This window comes from Streptomyces sp. NRRL F-5122, from assembly GCF_001507435.1.
Taxonomy (GTDB): domain Bacteria; phylum Actinomycetota; class Actinomycetes; order Streptomycetales; family Streptomycetaceae; genus Streptomyces; species Streptomyces lannensis.
In genome coordinates this window covers 13,030-30,960 of record NZ_LMWH01000275.1, presented here as the reverse complement: position 1 = coordinate 30,960, position 17,931 = coordinate 13,030, and the positions used below count along the sequence as shown (strand labels likewise).

The window sequence follows — 17,931 nt, the reverse complement described above, 5'->3', positions numbered from 1 at the left end:
ATGGTACTGCAGGGGGGACCCTGTGGGAGAGTAGGACACCGCCGAACAAATTGTGAGGGAAACCCCGTACCGTTGGTACGGGGTTTTCCGCATTTCCGGCTCGTTTAGGCTCGTACCCATGCGCTATGACCTCGTCATCTTCGACAACGACGGTGTTCTCGTCGACAGTGAGCCCATCTCCAATCGGCTCCTGGCCGGCTATCTGACCGAGATCGGGCACCCGACGTCGTACGAGGACTCCATCCGGGACTTCATGGGATCCGCGATGCACCGGGTTCACGACCTGATAGAGGAGCGGACGGGCGAGCGGCTGCCGTCCGACTTCGACGATGTCTTCCACGCACGTGTCTTCGCCGCGTTCGAGCGGGAGTTGAAGCCCGTGCCCGGTGTGGTGGAGGTGCTGGAGAAGCTGTCCGCCGACGGGGTTCCCTACTGTGTGGCCTCCTCCGGGAGCCATGAGCGGATCCGGGTGGGGCACCGGACCACGGGGCTGGACCGGTGGTTCGTCGACGGGCGAATCTTCAGTTCCCAGGACGTCGGGCGAGGGAAGCCGGCACCCGATCTGTTCCTCCACGCCGCCGAACGGATGGGGGTGGCCCCGGGCGACTGCCTCGTCGTGGAGGACAGCCCACTCGGTGTCCGGGCCGCCGTCGCCGCCGGGATGGACGTGTACGGGTTCACCGCGATGACGCCTGCCGACAGGCTCGTGGGTGCCACACAACTGTTCTCCACCATGGGGGAGTTGGCTGACGTGCTTGGATGAGACGCGCCGTGATTCCGGCCACCGGGTCGGCACTGACATTTGTCACGCCGGGCTCCGGACGATCGTTTCTACCGGCGGACCCGCCCCGGCCGCGAAGCTGAGGGCATGACGACGAACTCGGTTTCCCAGGGCCGGAGCAAGAAGCAGAACTTCATGCCGCTGATCATGGACGTGGCGGTGCCGATCGGTTCGTACTACCTGTTCAAGGACGCGTTCGGGATGAGCACGTTGATGGCCCTCGGCCTCAGCAGCGTCGTCCCGGCCGTACGCACGGTGTGGGGCGTGGTCGAGGAGCGCACGATCAACGCGTTCGCCGCGCTCATCCTCTTCGTGAACGTCGTCGGTCTGCTGCTGAGCTTCGTCGCGGGCGACCCGCGGCTGATGCTCGCCAAGGACAGCGGGGTGAGCAGCGCCATCGGAATCGGGATTCTGGTCTCCGTGGCCATGGGCAAGCCGATGATGACGGCGGGCATGAAGCCCTGGCTGGTGAAGGGCGCCGCCGACAGGGAGGCGGCCTGGAGCCGGCTGCAGAGCGGGTCCCCGGCGTTCCGCCGGGCCGAGCGGGTGTTCTCGGTCGTCTGGGGTGTGGTGCTGCTCGTCGAGTGCGTGGTGCGGGTGGTGGGCGCCTACACGCTGCCTGTGGACACGATGGTGTGGCTGGGCTCGGTCGTCCTGGCCGTCGCGATGGTCACCGGGTTCGTGGTCAGTGGTGCCCTCGCCGCCGGGCCGATGGCGCACATGCTCATCGCCGAGGTGAGGGCCCAGGGCGCGGAGGAGCGTCCGATGGCACTCGTTGCCGCCGGATGAAGCTGAACAGAAATCATCTTTCACTGGATCTACCCACCGGTAAACCGGGGCCCTACGCTCGCCGCCATGACCGATGTGCTGCGGCGCGGTAGGGCCTCGTTGGCGTTCAGTTTCCTCGCGCAGGGCGCGACCTTCGCCCTGCTGGTGACGCGGATCCCGGCCATCCAGGACCGGTACGGGGTCTCCGACGCCCTGCTTCCCGTCTTCCTCGCCGCGGTGCCGATCCTCGCGGGTGTCGGCAGTGTCACGACCGAGCAGCTCGTCAAGCGCATACGGCCGAGTCGGCTGCTGCGCTGGTCGCAGCCCGTGGTGCTGCTCGCTCTGCTGGGAGTGGGGTCCGGGAGCCATGTGGCCGAACTGGCCGTCTCGCTGGCCGCCTTCGGTCTGGCCGTGGGTGCGCTGGACGCCTCGATGAACATGCTCGGGGTGAGTCTTCAACGGACGTACGGGCGCAGCATCATGCTCGGCTTCCACGCCGCCTACAGCCTGGGCGGGATCGTCGGCGCCTCGCTGGCCTGGGCGGGCGCGCACTGGCATCTGGCGTTGTGGGTGTCGTATCTGCCGGTGGTGGCTGTGCTGCTGCCCGCGACGTTCCTGGTCAGCCGGTGGTACGTCGACGGGGACGGTCCCGATGCGGACGTCCCGAAGGCCGAGGCAGGCCCGGTGGTCTTCCGGCTGCTGCTTCCGCTGTGCCTGGTGATGACCTTCGCGTACATCGGCGACTCGACCGTCTCCAACTGGAGCGCCAAGTACCTGCAGGACACGCTGGGCAGCTCGGAGCAGCTGGCGACGGTTCCGTACAACGTCTACATGGTGACAACGCTGCTGGGGCGGTCCATCGGGGACTTCGGGGTGCGCCGGTTCGGCGCCGTGGCGGTGGTCCGGCTGGGTGCGCTGGTGGCGACGGCCGGGTTCGCCGTGGTGGCGGGGGCACCCGGGGCGTGGGTCGGCATGCTGGGGTTCACCCTGCTGGGTCTGGGGCTGTGCGTGCTCGTGCCGCAGACGTTCGCGGCCGCCGGCCGGTTGTTCCCCGGCGCCTCTGACACGGCGATCGCACGTCTGAACATCTTCAACTACGTGGGCTTCCTTGTCGGTTCGCCCCTCGTGGGCGCGCTCGGGGACGCCTGGAGCTATCGGGGCGCCATGCTCGTGCCGATGGTGTTGGTCCTGGTGACGCTGGTGTACGCCCGTTCGTTCGGGACGGGTCCGGACCGATACGGTGACGGACATGAGCGGCCGAGCACAGCTGATGTGGGACGAGGCGGTAACGGGCTATGACTTCGGACCTGAGCATCCGATGGATCCGGTCAGACTCGCGCTGACCAGGAAACTCGTCGACGCCTTCGGGCTGGACAGGGACATCGAGGTGGTCGCGGCGAAGCCGGCCGGCGACTCGACGCTGCGACTCGTGCACCGCGAGGACTACGTGGACGCAGTCAAGGCCGCGTCGGCGGACCCGGCGTCGGCCGACGGTGCCTACGGTCTCGGCACCCTGGACGATCCCGCTTTCGCCGGGATGCACGAGGTGTCCGCACTGATCGCGGGTCAGTCGGTCGGCGCCGCCGAGTCCGTGTGGCGGGGGGACGCGCTGCACGCCGTGAACTTCGCGGGCGGCCTGCACCACGCGATGCCGGGCGGTGCCTCCGGGTTCTGCATCTACAACGACGCCTCGCTCGCCATCGCCCGGCTGCTCGAACTGGGTGCCGAGCGGATCGCCTATGTGGACGTGGACGTGCACCACGGGGACGGGGTGCAGGCGGCGTTCTGGGACGATCCGCGGGTTCTGACCATCTCGTTGCACGAGCATCCGCGGACCCTTTTCCCGCAGACCGGATGGCCCGAGGAGACCGGTTCCCCGACCGCGGAGGGCAGTGCGGTGAATCTGGCGCTGCCCGCCGGGACGGGGGACGCCGGGTGGGTGCGGGCCTTCCACGCCGTCGTGCCCGAACTGGTCGCGGACTTCCGGCCGCAGGTGCTGGTGACCCAGCACGGCGCGGACACCCACTTCGAGGACCCACTCGCCCACCTCGCCGTGTCGCTGGACGCGCAGCGGGCCGTGCAGGTCGCGTGCCACGACCTGGCGCACGAGTACGCAGGTGGACGCTGGATCGCGCTGGGCGGCGGCGGATACGCGGTGGTGGACGTCGTGCCGCGCTCGTGGACGCACCTGGTGGCCATCGCGGCGGGTCGGCCGATCGAGCCGGAGACCGTGATTCCCGACAGTTGGCGGCAGGAAGTCTTCGCCCGTACCCGCCAGTTGGCGCCGGGGCGGATGACGGACGGCCGGTGGCCGGTGGCCTACGCGGACTGGGAGTCGGGATACGACCCCGCCGACCGTCTCGACCAGGCGGTGATCGCGGCACGCAAGGCGGCGTTCCCGTTGCGGGGACTGCTCGCCTAGCGGTTCGCCGCTCCCGCGGGCGGGCGCGGGTGGTGTGAAGGGTCGCACGATTACGCCGACTGTGGGGTGTTTCCCCCGTTCTGTACGTGTGATGGGCGGCGATGGGCCAGCATCGCTGACGTGTTGAGCACCGGAGCACTGCGTGCACATCTGCTGGCCGCCCGGCTCGCCGGCCCCGTGGCCACGTCGCGAGAGGAGAGCCTGCGCAGTTACCGGCTCTTCGCGGCCCGCGATCCCCGATTGCTGATCGGACTCGATCCCGAATGGTCGTGGGGGCATCGGGATGTGGTCGAACTGATGGCGGACAAGTGCGGTGTCTCGGCCGATCCCCGATGCACCTCCGGGCATGATGTGATCGACCCGGAACGCACGCTGGAGGGTCTGGACGCCTTCGCCCAGCGGATCAAAGAGGTGGCGCGTCACAGGGGCACGGTCCTTCTCGGCACCGGTCATCCGCACCGACTGCTCGACTTCTACGCCGCGATCGCGGACGCGCTGTCGGCGGCGGGATGTGATGTCCTCACCCCGGCGCAGGGTCGCTGTGTCGACATAATGACCCGGTTCGGTCTACGCACGTACAACCTTGATTACGTACGAGGAGTCGCCCTGGTACGGAAACCGGGGCCCGAAGGCGCCGGTTGTGAGCCCGGCGCGCACTCGCACTCGCCGCTGCCGGTTCGCACCGCGCTCGCCGCGGCCGCGGAGTCCGGCGGGCCGTTGCCGGAGCTGGTGATCGGAGACCACGGCTGGGTCTGCGGAGCAGGTCAGCTGGGGTTCGAGGCCATCGGTCTGGCAGATACGGACGATCCTGCGCTCTTCGTCGGGGAGGCAGAGGGGCGGGTGTCCGTCGTCGTTCCACTTGATGACGCTGTGCGGTCTGATTACTACCGACCGCTTACTCGCTATGTACTCAATCGAGCGTGTCTGTCACAGTAGGCCGCCGATGCCATCCCCTCTTCCCCACTCGCACCACACGCCCCTACATTGGGGAGTGAGCACGCAGCGACGAAGAGTCACCGGAAGGGGAAGCCGGTGGCCGTCGAGTGCGGAAGGTTCAGGTGTGTCATGGCTGCAGCTGGCGAGAGGCCTCTGAACGAGGTTCAGTTCCTGACCGTGGCGGAAGTCGCCTCGGTGATGCGAGTGTCGAAGATGACCGTGTACCGGCTGGTGCACAGCGGTCATCTGCCGGCGATCCGGGTGGGGAGGTCCTTCCGGGTGCCGGAGCAAGCGGTTCACGAGTACCTCCGCGAGAGCTACGTGGGGGTGGAGACGGTCTGACGGCGGCCCGGCGAGGTCCCTCGGGGCCTCCCGGGTCACCTCGATTACGACCTCAGCGCTCGGGCGGGTAGGCTAGCCCCTCGTAGGTCGTATGGGCCCATGGCGCCCAGCACCGAGTGATGAGAAGTGAGCGAGGGTAGTCGTGGGCTCTGTTATCAAGAAGCGGCGCAAGCGGATGGCCAAGAAGAAGCACCGCAAGCTGCTCAAGCGGACGCGCGTTCAGCGTCGCAACAAGAAGTAAGGCGCGGCCCCGAAAGGGGCGCCCTTGCTCCGCGCATACGTCTGCGCCGTGGCCCCCCACCATCGGTGGGGGGCTCTTGTCGTCTCCGGGCGACGCGCCGCCGGAGGCCCGTCATGCCGTCCGGTGGCCGCGTCCGGCCGTGCGTATGTCTGTGGAGACGCGGCTTGGTCCGGTCGTACGTTCGCAGGTGTCGTCACTTCGTGCATCGGGTGGCCATCACAGCGCAACATCGAACCGCTAAGTTGGCCGCATACGGGGAACGCGGCAGGCTGACGGGCAGAGTGGCGTCCACGACTGGACGCGAGGGAAGAGAGGCGCTGATCTTGGGCAAGGTCGTGCTCGTGACCGGGGTGGCCCGCCGACTCGGCGGCCGGTTCGTACGACGGATCCAGCGTGACCCGGAGGTCGACCGCGTCGTCGCGGTGGACGCGGTCCCGCCCGATCACCATCTGGGCGCCGCCGAATTCATCCGGGCCGACATCCGCCAGCCCACCATCGCCCGGGTGCTCGCCGAGCACTCCGTCGACACGGTCGTCCACATGGACGTGACCGGCACGCCACTGGGCAGCGGCAGCCGGGCCACGGTCAAGGAGACCAACGTCATCGGCACGATGCAGCTGCTCGGCGCCTGCCAGAAGTCCCCGACGGTCAAACGGCTGGTCGTGAAGTCCAGCACGAACGTGTACGGGTCCGCGCCCCGCGATCCGGCCGTCTTCACCGAGACGACCCCGCCCAAGTCCCTGCCCAGCGGGGGCTTCGCCAAGGACACCGTCGAGGTCGAGGGGTATGTGCGCGGCTTCGCGCGGCGCCGGCCCGATGTCGCGGTCTGCGTCCTGCGCTTCGCCAACATCCTCGGCCCGATGGCCGACTCGCCCCTCGCCTCGTACTTCTCGCTGCCCGTGCTGCCCACCGTCCTCGGTTACGACCCGCGGCTGCAGTTCGTGCACGAGGACGACGTGATCGAGGTGCTGCGTATCGGTTCGCACGAGCCGCAGCGCGGCACGCTCAACAGCGGCACGTTCAACGTGGCCGGCGAGGGCGTGTTGCTGCTGTCGCAGTGCGCCCGGCGCCTCGGACGGCCGACGGTCCCCCTGCTGTTGCCGGCGGTCACCTGGGTCGGCTCGGCGATGCGCACCCTGGGCATGACGGACTTCTCCCCCGAACAGATCCGGCTGCTCACCCACGGGCGGGTGGTGGAGACGGAACAGATGCGCGAGACACTGGGGTACGAGCCCAAGTACACGACGGCGGAGACGTTCGCGGACTTCGTCCACAGCCGTGGGCCCGGACTGCTGCCACCGGAGGCCCTCGCGGGGGCCATGGACCGGATCGCCGCACTGCCCGTCCTGGGCGGTGGCCACCTCCCGACGCAGAGCGCCAACTGAGGAGCGCATCAACGATGGCGGACGCCAAGGTCATTCCGTTCGACGACGACCGGTCCCGCGGGGCTGCCGCCCAGCGGCCGCAGCGCCGCCGGAGCGCGGGGAACCGGCGCAAGGGCGACCCCGCGGCGGTCCGCGAGGTGCAGCCTCTGCCCAGCAGGGAGATCCCGCAGGATGATGTTCCTGTGACGCCTGAGGAAAAGCCGCAGGCCGCTCCCGGGGAGGGCGGCGGGCTGGAGCGCCGTATCGCCGGGGGGCTGGCCTTCCTGCGCCGCCGTCTCACGGGCGAGTACGAGGTCGACGACTTCGGCTACGACGAGGAGCTCACCGACCAGGTCCTGATGTCGCTGCTGCGGCCGGTGTACGAGAAGTACTTCCGCGTCGAGGTGAAGGGCATCGAGAACATCCCGTCCGAGGGCGGGGCGCTGATCGTCGCCAATCACTCCGGCACGCTCCCGCTGGACGGCCTGATGATGCAGGTCGCCGTGCACGACAACCACCCGGCCGGCCGCCATCTCAGGCTTCTCGCGGCCGACTTGGTCTTTGTCCTGCCGGTGATCAACGAGCTGGCCCGCAAGGCGGGGCACACCCTTGCATGCGCGGAGGACGCCGAGCGCCTGCTCGAGCGCGGCGAACTGGTCGGTGTGATGCCCGAGGGCTTCAAGGGCATCGGCAAGCCGTTCAGCGAGCGCTACAAGCTGCAGCGCTTCGGCCGCGGTGGTTTCGTCTCCACGGCCCTGCGCGCAGGCACCCCGATCATCCCGTGCTCGATCGTCGGGGCCGAGGAGATCTACCCGATGATCGGGAACGCGAAGACCCTCGCCCGGCTGCTGGGCTTCCCGTACTTCCCGATCACCCCGACGTTCCCGTGGCTGGGTCCGCTGGGCGCGATTCCGCTGCCGGCGAAGTGGACGATCCAGTTCGGCGAGCCGATCCTCACGGACGGCTATCCGCCGGAGGCCGCCGAGGACCCGATGCTCATGTTCAACCTGACGGACCAGGTCAGGGAGCAGATCCAGCACACGCTGTACAAGCTGCTCGTGCAGCGGCGCTCGGTGTTCTTCTGATCCTGCCGCTGGGCCCGTAGGACGCACACGAGGACGGGGCGCCCCTGATGGCAGGGGCGCCCCGTCCTCGTGTGCGTCCTACGGGCCCTACCTGCTCTCCTCGCTGTCGATCCCCAGGCCGGGCAGAAGGCCGGGGAGCAGCGGCGGGAGCGTCACGTTCGTCCCCGACGAGGGGCTCTTGCTCGACGACGGGGAGCTGCTGCCGGTGTCCTTCGGCGGGTCCAGCAGACCGCCCGTGTTGCCGCCGAGCAGGCCGTCACCGCCGCTCTGGGAGGCGGACGGCTCGGGCGTCTCGCCACTGCGGCTGCCGGAGGCGGTGGCGCTGGGCGCGGGTGCGTCCGTGCCGGCGGAGTCGGTGGCACCCGGGGCGGAGCTCCGGGGTCGGCCCGAGCCACCCTGGGACGGCGCCTGCGGCAGCAGTGACTGCAGCGGGGCGACTTCCTGGTCTATGGCGTCGAAGACCGACGTCACCTGCTGACTGACGTCGCCGAGTTGGACCGGAAGCCGGTCGCGCAGAGCGCCCCACGCCTCGCGGTGCGACTGGGAGAAGGTGGAGAGGGTCTGGATCGGGGCGAGGGAACCGTCCCGCTCGTATGCCTCGTGCAGCAGACGGTGGCCCTCGGAGGCGTCGTGCTGCATGCCGGACAGGGTGCGCCGGATCTCGCCCACGGACTCGTGGTCGAGCTGGCCGGCACGGCCGCGCTCCATCAGCCGACGGGCCTCGTTCAGCCGGGTGGAGGCCTGGTCGAGATAGAGCCGACCGCGGTCGTTGTCCCCTTCGGCCATACCGAGTTTGACGTCCTCGATGCCGCGTTTGAGGCCGTAGAGCGAGTCACCCGGCAGCGCGTCGGAACTGGCAGCGGCCACTCCGCCGAAGGACGCGGCGGCCACTCCGACACCGAGCCCCCCGGCGGCGAGCCCCTTGGTGAGCCGTGTGCGCGGGCGGAACTTCCCCAACGGGCTTGCCCGGTGGGCGCCGCGGGCCCGGTGGGACCGCGGCCCCGTCGCGGCGCTTCCCTTCTGGCTGGGTACCGAAGGGTTCGCCGTTTCGCCCCCCAGGGCTGTGCCCTCCTGAAGCATGGCCTCCATCGCTGCGACCAACCGCGCGCGCTGGACGACCTTCACCTCGGGGTCGAGCTCCGGTCTCGGCAGCTCGTCGAGTCGGGTCGCGAGGGCCAACAGGCAGGCCTGCTCGGTCCGTTCCGCGGAATCCGGGGCCGGAGCCGAACCTCCGTGCGGCTCGGCCACCGTGCCCCGGTCGTCGGACTGGTCCTCCAAGGCCTGGGCGAAGGCGTTCGCCCGCCGGTGCGCCGATACGTTCGCGATCACTGGCGGCACCTCCTCTCATCATGACGGTCGACTCCCCAGGGGATCCTGAGGGTTGCACGCACTGACCACGTCCACACGATCGGGTGGCCGGGGACGGTCAGGGGTGACTACAGGGAGCCTGTATCCCGCACAACGAGCGGCTCGGCACTTGGGTTACGGACGACGGATGATCGGACCGCGAACTCAAAGGCCGTGTACGCAGGGTGAGTTGAATGTTGCCGAGCGTGTGCGGAGCGTGCGGGTTCAGCGGGCGTCTTCGGGCAGCAGCCGGGCCAGGGTGCGGACGGCCCGGTACTGGAGGGTCTTGATCGCGCCCTCGTTCTTCCCCATCACACGGGCGGTCTCGGCGACGGAGAGGCCCTGGAGGAAGCGCAGCGTCACGCACTCCTGCTGCTGGGGGTTGAGCCGGCGCACGGCGTCGAGCAGTGCGGCGTTGGAGAGGGACTCGAGGACGGAGTCCTCCGGGGACCGCTCGACCTCGTTGGCGTCGAGCATCTCCCCGGTGGTGACCTCGAGCCGGAAGCGGCTCGACTTGAAGTGGTCGGCGACGAGGTTGCGCGCGATGGTGACGAGCCAGGCGCCGAAGTCGCGGCCCTGCCAGGTGAAGGTGCCGATCCGGCGCAGGGCGCGGAGAAATGTCTCGCTGGTGAGGTCCTCGGCGGTCGCCTTGCCGCCCACCCGGTAGTAGATGTACCGGTACACGGTGTCGCTGTACTGGTCGTACAGGCGCCCGAATGCGTCGGCCTCGCCGGCCTGGGCGCGCTCCACGAGGTCCATCATGCGGGCGCTGTCACTGTCCGCAGCCGGGCGGCGTGCGGTGGTGGCGGCCGAGCCGGAGCGGCCCCGTCGGCCACCGACCGCGGCGCTGCCGTCGGCCAGCGCGTAGCACGGGCCGATCGGTGCGGCGGTGGCGAAAGCAGGCACGGCGTACGCGGTGGGGACGAAGCCGCGCAACAGGTCGAGGACCGTTGCGCGCAGCGTAGCCAGGCCCGAGGCGTCAACCCCGACGTGTGGGTACACGGGACTCCCAGAGGCAGAGCTTCCATCACGTGCAGTACGGAACCGTTCACCCGTCGTAGCGACGGAGGGGTACCGGATTGCGTCTGAGGAGAATAACGCTTAGTACAGGCAGCACTACACCCAGTTGCTCAAACAATCGATTACGTCGCTTCTGTAGCCGATTGACGCCCACTCAAGTGCCCTAGAGTGACCGCTTGTTGATCGGAAGAGTCCGTCTTCCGTCTCAGTGCGGGGCGTGTTGTGGCCGGGTGAGCGAAGGGCGTGTGGTGGGGAGGGTGCGGGGGTATGACCCCGGAACTGTGCCTGCGACCCGGGCGAGGCGCGCGCGTGAACAGTTGCCGCCACGTGCGGACGGCCCCGCGCCGGTCCGGCCCACCGGTCCGTCGTCACACACAGTCACATAGAGGGCCGGGGTGCCCGGAAGCGACGGCACCCTTCCCCACCCCGGGCCGGCGGGGAAAGGCGTACGGGCCGCTGGTCCGGGCGCCTGCCGGGCCCGGTGCCGGAGGCGCAGTGGTCGACCGGGGCGCACACGTTCGGTACAGGCGGAGGGGCGGTCGCCCGGCGCACACCTGTCCCGTGCCCGCGGTCGCCCGGCGCACAGCCGTCCGGTGCCCGCCGCGGCGGTGCGGTGCTGCTTCGCGGGGTGCGTCGTTCAGCGGCGGCGGCGGTGCAGTGCGATGGCCGCCGCCGTGCCGCCGGCCACCGCGCCCACGCCGGCCGCCGCGGGAAGGCCGACCTTCGCCGCCTTGCGGGCCGTGCGGTAGTCGCGCAGGCGCCAGTCCTGGGCGCGGGCGTGTTTACGCAGCTTCGTGTCCGGGTTGATCGCGTAGGGGTGGCCCACCAGCGAGAGCATCGGGATGTCGTTGTGGGAGTCGCTGTACGCCGCGCAGCGTGAGAGGTCCAGGCCCTCCGCCGTCGCCAGCGCGCGTACCGCCTCCGCCTTCGCCGGTCCGTGCAGCGGCTCGCCCACCAGCTTGCCCGTGTACACGCCGTCGACCGACTCCGCCACCGTGCCGAGCGCCCCGGTCAGGCCCAGGCGGCGCGCGATGACCGTGGCGATCTCCACGGGTGCGGCGGTGACCAGCCACACCTTCTGGCCCGCGTCCAGGTGTGCCTGGGCCAGCGCCCGGGTGCCCGGCCAGATCCGCTCCGCCATGTACTCGTCGTAGATCTCCTCGCCGATCGACATCAGCTCGGAGACGCGGTGGCCCTTGACGATCGAGAGCGCCGAGTCGCGGGCGTCCTGCATGTGCTCGGGGTCCTCCACCCCGGCCAGCCGGAACCACGCCTGCTGCCAGGCGAACTTGGCCAGGTCGCGCGTCTCGAAGAACTTCCGCTTGTACAGGCCCCGGCCGAAGTGGAACAGCGCGGCGCCCTGCATCACGGTGTTGTCCAGGTCGAAGAACGCCGCGGCCTTGTCGTCCCCGAGCACCGGAAAGTCCGGCTCCTGGTCGGAGACGTCCTGCGTCACGGTGTCCTGCGAGGACTTGCGCGCGGCCTCCGCCGAGGCCTCGCCTGCCAAAACGCTCCGCGCCGTGGCGGAGCGCCTACGGGGAGTGAGCCATCCGAGAGCGGCCATGTCGTGAGCATAGCCAGTCTGTTCGGTGGTTCCGGAGTCGAGAGGTTTGGAGGCTGTGAACTCTCCGCGACCGTGTCGTTAAAGAAGTGATGTCGTCGGCGTGGCGGCGGGCCGGCGGCCCGGGGTGCCGGGTTATCGCGCTCAGGCTCCCCCTCCCGCCCGGCGGGGCGAGAATGGCCGACATGAGTCCCATCTTTCGACGCAAGACCGACCAGGACCCCCGCGACCGGATCGTGACCCTCATCCGCAAGCCCGGCTGCCATCTGTGCGACGACGCACAGATCGTCGTCGAGAAGGTCTGCGGTGAACTCGGCGTGTCCTGGGAGCGGAAGGACATCACCGAGGACGAGGAGCTCAATCGCCGGTACTGGGAGCAGATCCCCGTCGTGCTGGTCGACGGCGAGCAGCACACGTTCTGGCGTGTGAACGAGGAGCGCCTGCGCAAGGCCCTGGCCTAGACCCCGGCGCCCGCGTGACCTGACTGAGTAGTCCAACTGATCCGGAAAGTCGCTTAGGATCGATGGCGAATGGTCTCGGGGGCGTGGATCGTTGAGGAGAGTGTGCGGTTTTGCCCCCAGATCGCAAGGAACGGCGGGGTCTGCGTGCCGGTTCCGTACCCATGCGCCGGGTGTGCGTGACCCCGGTCACGTTGGCCGGGCAAATCGGACACCATCTTTGTGCACGCGTTCACAAAGACATAGCCTGCATTCGACGGGGCGGTCTGGGGACGCATGACCGCCTGCAGCCCCGCGCTACCCGCAGGAGCACCGTGGCAACTGGCCGAACTCACCGACCGGCGACCCGCAGCCGAGGGATTCCCGAGGCCACCGTCGCCAGGCTTCCGCTGTACCTCCGAGCCCTGACAGCACTGTCGGAGCGCTCGGTACCCACGGTCTCCTCCGAGGAACTGGCCGCCGCCGCGGGCGTCAACTCCGCGAAGCTGCGCAAGGACTTCTCCTACCTCGGCTCCTACGGGACCCGGGGCGTGGGCTACGACGTCGAGTATCTCGTGTACCAGATCTCCCGCGAACTGGGCCTGACCCAGGACTGGCCGGTTGTGATCGTCGGTATCGGTAACCTCGGCGCGGCGCTGGCCAACTACGGTGGATTCGCCTCGCGCGGTTTCCGGGTCGCGGCGCTCATCGACGCCGACCCGTCGATGGCCGGAAAGCCGGTCGCCGGTATTCCCGTGCAGCACACGGACGACCTGGAAAAGATCATCGAGGACAACGGCGTGTCCATCGGCGTCATCGCCACCCCCGCGGGCGCCGCCCAGCAGGTCTGCGACCGGCTCGTGGCGGCGGGTGTGACCTCCATCCTGAACTTCGCGCCGACCGTGCTGTCCGTCCCGGACGGCGTCGACGTGCGCAAGGTGGACCTCTCCATCGAGCTGCAGATCCTCGCCTTCCACGAGCAGCGCAAGGCCGGCGAGGAGGCCCTGCCCGACGGCCTGCCGACCGCCGCGGCGGCCACCGACTCCGCCGACCAGGGGCCCGACGGGGACGTCCCCGCCGTGATGCCGGCATGAGTCTCCTCGTCGTAGGGCTGAGCCACCGGAGCGCTCCCGTCAGCGTCCTGGAGCGGGCCGCGCTGAGCGCGGACGCCCAGTCCAAGCTGCTCCAGGACACGGTCGCCGCCGAGCCGGCGGCCGAGGCCGCGGTGCTCGCCACCTGCAACCGCATCGAGCTGTACGCCGACGTGGACAAGTTCCACGCGGGCGTCGCGGAACTGTCCACCCTGCTCGCCCAGCACAGCGGGGTCGGCCTCGAGGAGCTCACCCCCCACCTCTACGTGCACTACGAGGACCGGGCCGTCCACCATCTGTTCTCGGTGGCTTGCGGTCTGGACTCGATGGTCGTCGGCGAGGGCCAGATCCTCGGCCAGATCAAGGACTCCCTGGCCGTCTCGCAGGAGCAGCACACGGCCGGACGGCTGTTGAACGACCTGTTCCAGCAGTCGCTGCGGGTCGGCAAGCGCGCCCACTCCGAGACGGGCATCGACCGGGCGGGCCAGTCGCTGGTGACCTTCGGCCTCGAGCAACTGGCGGACGGTACGCCGGTGGAGTCCTGGGCGTCGGGCAAGCGTGCCCTCGTGATCGGCGCCGGCTCGATGTCCTCCCTGGCGGCCGCGACCCTCGCACGCGCCGGGGTGAGCGAGGTCGTCGTCGCCAACCGCACGCTGGAGCGTGCCCGGCGTCTCGCGCAGATCCTGACGGAGGACGACGGCACGGACGTGTCGGCACGTGCGGTACCGATGGAGACGGTGCCGGACGAGCTGACACGTGCCGACGTCGTGGTCTCCTGCACGGGCGCGACCGGGCTGGTCCTCACGGCCCAGGCGGTCGCGGAGGCGCTCGAGGGGCGCGTGGACGGCTCTCCCGCCCCCCTCGCACCCGTGGTCCCGGCTCCCCTCGCGGGCGCCGGGTCCGTCCGCGCCGCCGAGGCGCCGGCGGACGCCGCGGAGGCGGGGGACGAACTTCCGCCCAAGAGCCTCGGCGCCGAGGACGGCTGCCCGCTCGACCTGTCGGCCGTGCAGGGCACCGCCGGATTCTCCGTTCTGGGCGAGGCGGCCGTCGCCGGGATGGGCGCCGCCGAGCTCGAGCAGCACGCGGCCTGGGTCGACAAGGGCGACAAGGAGCGCAGCGGCCGTCCGGCCGGCGGAGCCGACCCCGAGGCCGAGGCCGAACTCATCACCGCACTCGCCGCCACCGCGGCGACGGCCGGCCGGATCCCCGAGCGCCGGCGTCCCGAACCCGTCCTGCCGGCCCCCCGGCCGGCACCCGTGCTGTCGATCCTCGACCTCGCGATGCCGCGGGACGTCGACGCGGCCGTGCACCGCCTGCCGGGGGCGCGCCTCGTCGACATCGAGTCGCTCGCCGAGGCCTCCGCCGACGCGCCCATGGCCGCCGACGTCGATCAGGTGCGGCGGATCGTCTCCGACGAGGTCACCGCGTTCGATGCCGCCCAGCGCGCGGCGCACATCACGCCGACCGTCGTCGCGCTCCGGACGATGGCCGCCGACGTGGTGGCGAACGAGATCTCGCGCCTGGAAGGGCGGCTCCCGGAGCTCGACGACAAGCACCGGGCCGAGATCACCCAGACCGTGCGGCGCGTGGTGGACAAGCTCCTGCACGCGCCGACCGTACGGGTCAAGCAGCTTGCCGCCGAGCCCGGCGGCGCCGGGTACGCGGACGCGCTGCGCACCCTCTTCGACCTCGACCCCGAGACGGTCGCCTCCGTCTCCCGGGCCGCGGACACCGAGAACACCGAGAACGCCAAGAACCGAGGGCGAGCATGAGTGAGCCACGCGAGCCATTGAGGCTCGGGACCAGGCGCAGCAAGCTGGCCATGGCCCAGTCCGGGCAGGTAGCGGACGCCGTGAGCCGCATGACCGGACGGCCCGTGGAGCTCGTGGAGATCACGACGTACGGCGACACCTCCCGCGAGCACCTCGCCCAGATCGGCGGCACGGGTGTGTTCGTGACGGCGCTGCGCGACGCGCTGCACAGGGGCGAGGTGGACTTCGCGGTGCACTCGCTCAAGGACCTGCCGACCGCGCAGCCCGAGGGGCTGGCGCTGGCGGCCGTGCCCGTGCGGGAGGACCCGCGCGACGTGGTCGTCGCGCGTGACGCCCTGAAGTTCACCGACCTGCCCCGCGGTGCGCGCATCGGCACCGGTTCGCCGCGCCGCATGGCGCAGCTGAACGCCTATGCGCGCGGCCACGGCCTCGACATCGAGACCGTCCCGATCCGCGGCAACGTCGACACCCGGATCGGATACGTCCGTGACGGCAGGCTGGACGCCGTGGTCCTCGCCGCCGCCGGACTGACCCGCATCGGCCGGATAGACGAGGCGACCGACTTCCTGTCGGTCGACACGGTTCTGCCCGCCCCCGGCCAGGGGGCACTGGCGATCGAATGTGCCGCGGACAACGCGGACCTGATCGCCGCGCTCGCCCGGCTCGACGACCCCTTCACCCGGGTCGCCGTGACCGCCGAGCGGTCCCTGCTCGCCGCCCTGGAGGCCGGCTGCAGCGCCCCTGTGGGCGCACTGGCCGACCTGTTGGCCGACGGGCAGATTGTCAAGGAAATGCGCCTGCGCGGCGTCGTCGGGACCCCCGACGGCCGGTCGCTGGTGCAGCTGTCCACCACCGGTCCCGTGCCCGAGACGCACGACCAGGCGATGACGCTCGGTCGCGAACTCGCTGCCGAGATGCTTGCCCAGGGCGCGGCCGGTCTGATGGGGGAGCGAGCACATTGAGCCCCACCACCCTTCCCGCCGGCAATGAACCCGGATACGTCACCTTCCTCGGTGCCGGACCCGGAGATCCGGGACTTCTCACCCTGCGCGCCGTCGAGGCGCTGGCGAACGCGGACGTCATCGTCGGCGAGCAGGACGTGCTCGCCGTTGTGCGCGCGCATGCCAGAACGGGCGTCGCCGTCGTCACCACGGGCCCGGACCCCGCCAGGGGTGCGCTTCCGGGCACGGGCACGCCTCAACTAGCGGTAGTCGACGGTGAGTCGACAACCGCTGGTGTCCCTGCGTCGAGGGATGCCGCACATCTTGTCATGGAGGCCGCGAGGGGCGGCAGGCGGGTCGTCCGTGCGGTGACGGGGGACCCCGGCCTGGACGTGTACGCGACCGGCGAGATGCTGGCGTGCGCCGCGGGCGGTGTTCCGTTCGAGGTCGTGCCCGGTATCGCCACCGCCGTGGGTGTGCCCGCGTACGCGGGTGTGCCGCTGCGGGACGCACAGGGCACTGACGTACGGTTCGTGGACGCGCGGACCGCCTCGGACCGCTGCTGGACCGAGGTCGGCGCCTCCGACGGCACCGTCGTGGTCTCCACGACACTGGACTCGGTCGCGGCCGCCGCCGGCGAGCTGGTGGCGGCGGGCCGCAAGCCGGACACGCCGCTGACGGTGACCGTCGCCGGAACGACCACCCGGCAGCGCACCTGGACCGCGACGCTCGGCTCCATCGCGCAGACGCTGAAGCAGGCGAAGGTACTGCCGTCCCCCGAGGGCGGGCGCCCGGTGATAGCCGTGGTCGGTGAGCGTTCCGCCGCCGCCCAGCGCGACCAGTTGTCGTGGTTCGAGTCCAAGCCGCTGTTCGGCTGGAAGGTCCTCGTCCCGCGCACGAAGGAGCAGGCGGTGTCGCTCTCCGACCAACTGCGGTCGTACGGCGCCGTGCCGCACGAGGTGCCGACGATCGCGGTCGAGCCCCCGCGCACGCCCCAGCAGATGGAGCGCGCGGTCAAGGGCCTGGTGACGGGCCGGTACGAGTGGATCGCGTTCACGTCGGTCAACGCGGTGAAGGCGGTCCGGGAGAAGTTCGAGGAGTACGGGCTCGACGCGCGCGCCTTCGCGGGCATCAAGGTGGCCGCGGTGGGCGAGCAGACGGCGAAGGCGCTGGTCGCCTTCGGCGTGAAGCCGGACCTGGTGCCGAGCGGGGAGCAGTCCGCCGCCGGCCTGCTGGAGGACTGGCCGCCGTACGACCCGGTGTTCGACCCGATCGACCGTGTGTTCCTGCCGCGTGCCGACATCGCCACGGAGACCCTGGTGGCCGGCCTGATCGAGCTCGGCTGGGAGGTGGACGACGTCACCGCCTACCGGACGGTCCGCGCCTCGCCCCCGCCGGCCGAGACCCGGGAGGCGATCAAGGGCGGCGGCTTCGACGCGGTCCTGTTCACGTCGTCCTCGACGGTCCGGAACCTGGTCGGTATCGCGGGCAAACCGCACAATGTGACGGTTATCGCCTGTATCGGTCCCGCCACGGCGAAGACGGCGGAGGAGCACGGGCTGCGGGTGGACGTCATGGCTCCGGAGCCGTCCGTCCACAAGCTGGCCCAGGCGCTGGCGGACTTCGGCCTGAAGCGGCGTGCTGCCGCCCTGGAGGCCGGGGACCCGGTGACGCGTCCCAGCGAGCGGCGCCCGGGGGCGCGGCGGCGCAGGTCGACCACCTGATCCGGCCGGTCGGTTTTTGTGCCTCGGGGGTGCTCCGGTTCGCGGAGCACCCCCGAGGCACATCCGCGTTCGGCAGGGGCCCATACTCCGACATAGCGT

At 70.4% G+C, this 17,931-nt stretch carries 17 protein-coding genes; 14 read left to right on the top strand and 3 right to left on the bottom strand.

The genetic code is table 11. The features are described from left to right. Positions 1-118: 118 nt before the first annotated feature. From ADL25_RS38000 to ADL25_RS37965, 9 genes are all read left to right on the top strand, one after another. Positions 119-763, top strand: coding sequence for an HAD family hydrolase (locus ADL25_RS38000; protein ID WP_059132487.1), 645 nt, complete (start codon positions 119-121; stop codon positions 761-763). Between the two features lie 105 nt (positions 764-868). Next, positions 869-1,570 carry a VC0807 family protein gene (locus tag ADL25_RS37995; protein ID WP_059132486.1) on the top strand — a complete coding sequence of 234 codons (702 nt, stop codon included), beginning with the start codon at positions 869-871 and terminating at the stop codon, positions 1,568-1,570. A gap of 66 nt (positions 1,571-1,636) precedes the next feature. Beyond that, on the top strand, positions 1,637-2,848 hold the full coding sequence (locus ADL25_RS37990; RefSeq protein ID WP_199839279.1) for an MFS transporter: 1,212 nt from the start codon (positions 1,637-1,639) through the stop codon (positions 2,846-2,848). After that, complete coding sequence (locus ADL25_RS37985; protein WP_059132485.1) at positions 2,799-3,971, top strand: acetoin utilization protein AcuC; 1,173 nt, start codon at positions 2,799-2,801, stop codon at positions 3,969-3,971. Before ADL25_RS37990 ends, ADL25_RS37985 begins: the two co-directional genes overlap by 50 nt. A gap of 120 nt (positions 3,972-4,091) precedes the next feature. Then, a complete protein-coding gene (locus tag ADL25_RS37980; RefSeq protein ID WP_059132484.1) occupies positions 4,092-4,907 on the top strand; it encodes a phosphatase in 816 nt (271 codons plus the stop codon). Between the two features lie 129 nt (positions 4,908-5,036). Next, positions 5,037-5,249, top strand: a complete 213-nt coding sequence (locus ADL25_RS37975; protein ID WP_159045100.1) for a helix-turn-helix domain-containing protein — start codon at positions 5,037-5,039, stop codon at positions 5,247-5,249. Between the two features lie 142 nt (positions 5,250-5,391). Beyond that, a complete protein-coding gene (locus tag ADL25_RS47190) occupies positions 5,392-5,490 on the top strand; it encodes a 30S ribosomal protein bS22 (protein WP_003948845.1) in 99 nt (32 codons plus the stop codon). A 323-nt stretch (positions 5,491-5,813) separates the two neighbouring features. Further along, on the top strand, positions 5,814-6,875 hold the full coding sequence (locus ADL25_RS37970) for an NAD-dependent epimerase/dehydratase family protein (RefSeq protein ID WP_059132482.1): 1,062 nt from the start codon (positions 5,814-5,816) through the stop codon (positions 6,873-6,875). Positions 6,876-6,889: 14 nt separating this feature from the next. Further along, complete coding sequence (locus ADL25_RS37965; RefSeq protein ID WP_059132481.1) at positions 6,890-7,939, top strand: lysophospholipid acyltransferase family protein; 1,050 nt, start codon at positions 6,890-6,892, stop codon at positions 7,937-7,939. 87 nt (positions 7,940-8,026) lie between these two features. Here the strand turns inward: ADL25_RS37965 and ADL25_RS37960 are convergent, their stop codons facing one another. The 3 genes from ADL25_RS37960 to ADL25_RS37950 all read right to left on the bottom strand — a co-directional run bounded on the left by ADL25_RS37960 (position 8,027) and on the right by ADL25_RS37950 (position 11,870). Continuing rightward, positions 8,027-9,268, bottom strand: a complete 1,242-nt coding sequence (locus ADL25_RS37960) for a DUF5667 domain-containing protein (RefSeq protein ID WP_059132480.1) — start codon at positions 9,266-9,268, stop codon at positions 8,027-8,029. A gap of 243 nt (positions 9,269-9,511) precedes the next feature. After that, positions 9,512-10,288, bottom strand: a complete 777-nt coding sequence (locus tag ADL25_RS37955) for an ECF subfamily RNA polymerase sigma factor, BldN family (RefSeq protein ID WP_059132479.1) — start codon at positions 10,286-10,288, stop codon at positions 9,512-9,514. A 655-nt stretch (positions 10,289-10,943) separates the two neighbouring features. Further along, positions 10,944-11,870, bottom strand: a complete 927-nt coding sequence (locus ADL25_RS37950) for an HAD family hydrolase (protein ID WP_079050864.1) — start codon at positions 11,868-11,870, stop codon at positions 10,944-10,946. Positions 11,871-12,043: 173 nt separating this feature from the next. Here ADL25_RS37950 and ADL25_RS37945 point away from each other — a divergent pair, with 173 nt between their 5' ends. The 5 genes from ADL25_RS37945 (at position 12,044) to ADL25_RS37925 (ending at position 17,832) form a co-directional block, all read left to right on the top strand. After that, a complete protein-coding gene (locus ADL25_RS37945; protein WP_181923127.1) occupies positions 12,044-12,328 on the top strand; it encodes a glutaredoxin family protein in 285 nt (94 codons plus the stop codon). 311 nt (positions 12,329-12,639) lie between these two features. Further along, positions 12,640-13,398: a redox-sensing transcriptional repressor Rex gene (locus ADL25_RS37940; protein WP_059132477.1), complete on the top strand. Its 759-nt coding sequence runs from the start codon at positions 12,640-12,642 to the stop codon at positions 13,396-13,398. Then, positions 13,395-15,167 (top strand): glutamyl-tRNA reductase, encoded by a 1,773-nt coding sequence (locus tag ADL25_RS37935; RefSeq protein ID WP_059132476.1) that lies wholly within the window; start codon positions 13,395-13,397, stop codon positions 15,165-15,167. The genes ADL25_RS37940 and ADL25_RS37935 overlap by 4 nt, the downstream gene beginning before the upstream one ends. Beyond that, positions 15,164-16,129 carry a hydroxymethylbilane synthase gene (hemC, locus tag ADL25_RS37930; RefSeq protein WP_059132475.1) on the top strand — a complete coding sequence of 322 codons (966 nt, stop codon included), beginning with the start codon at positions 15,164-15,166 and terminating at the stop codon, positions 16,127-16,129. Before ADL25_RS37935 ends, hemC begins: the two co-directional genes overlap by 4 nt. Further along, the gene (locus tag ADL25_RS37925; RefSeq protein ID WP_059132474.1) at positions 16,126-17,832 is read left to right on the top strand and encodes a uroporphyrinogen-III synthase; all 1,707 of its coding nucleotides are present in this window, start codon (positions 16,126-16,128) and stop codon (positions 17,830-17,832) included. The genes hemC and ADL25_RS37925 overlap by 4 nt, the downstream gene beginning before the upstream one ends. Positions 17,833-17,931: the final 99 nt, after the last annotated feature.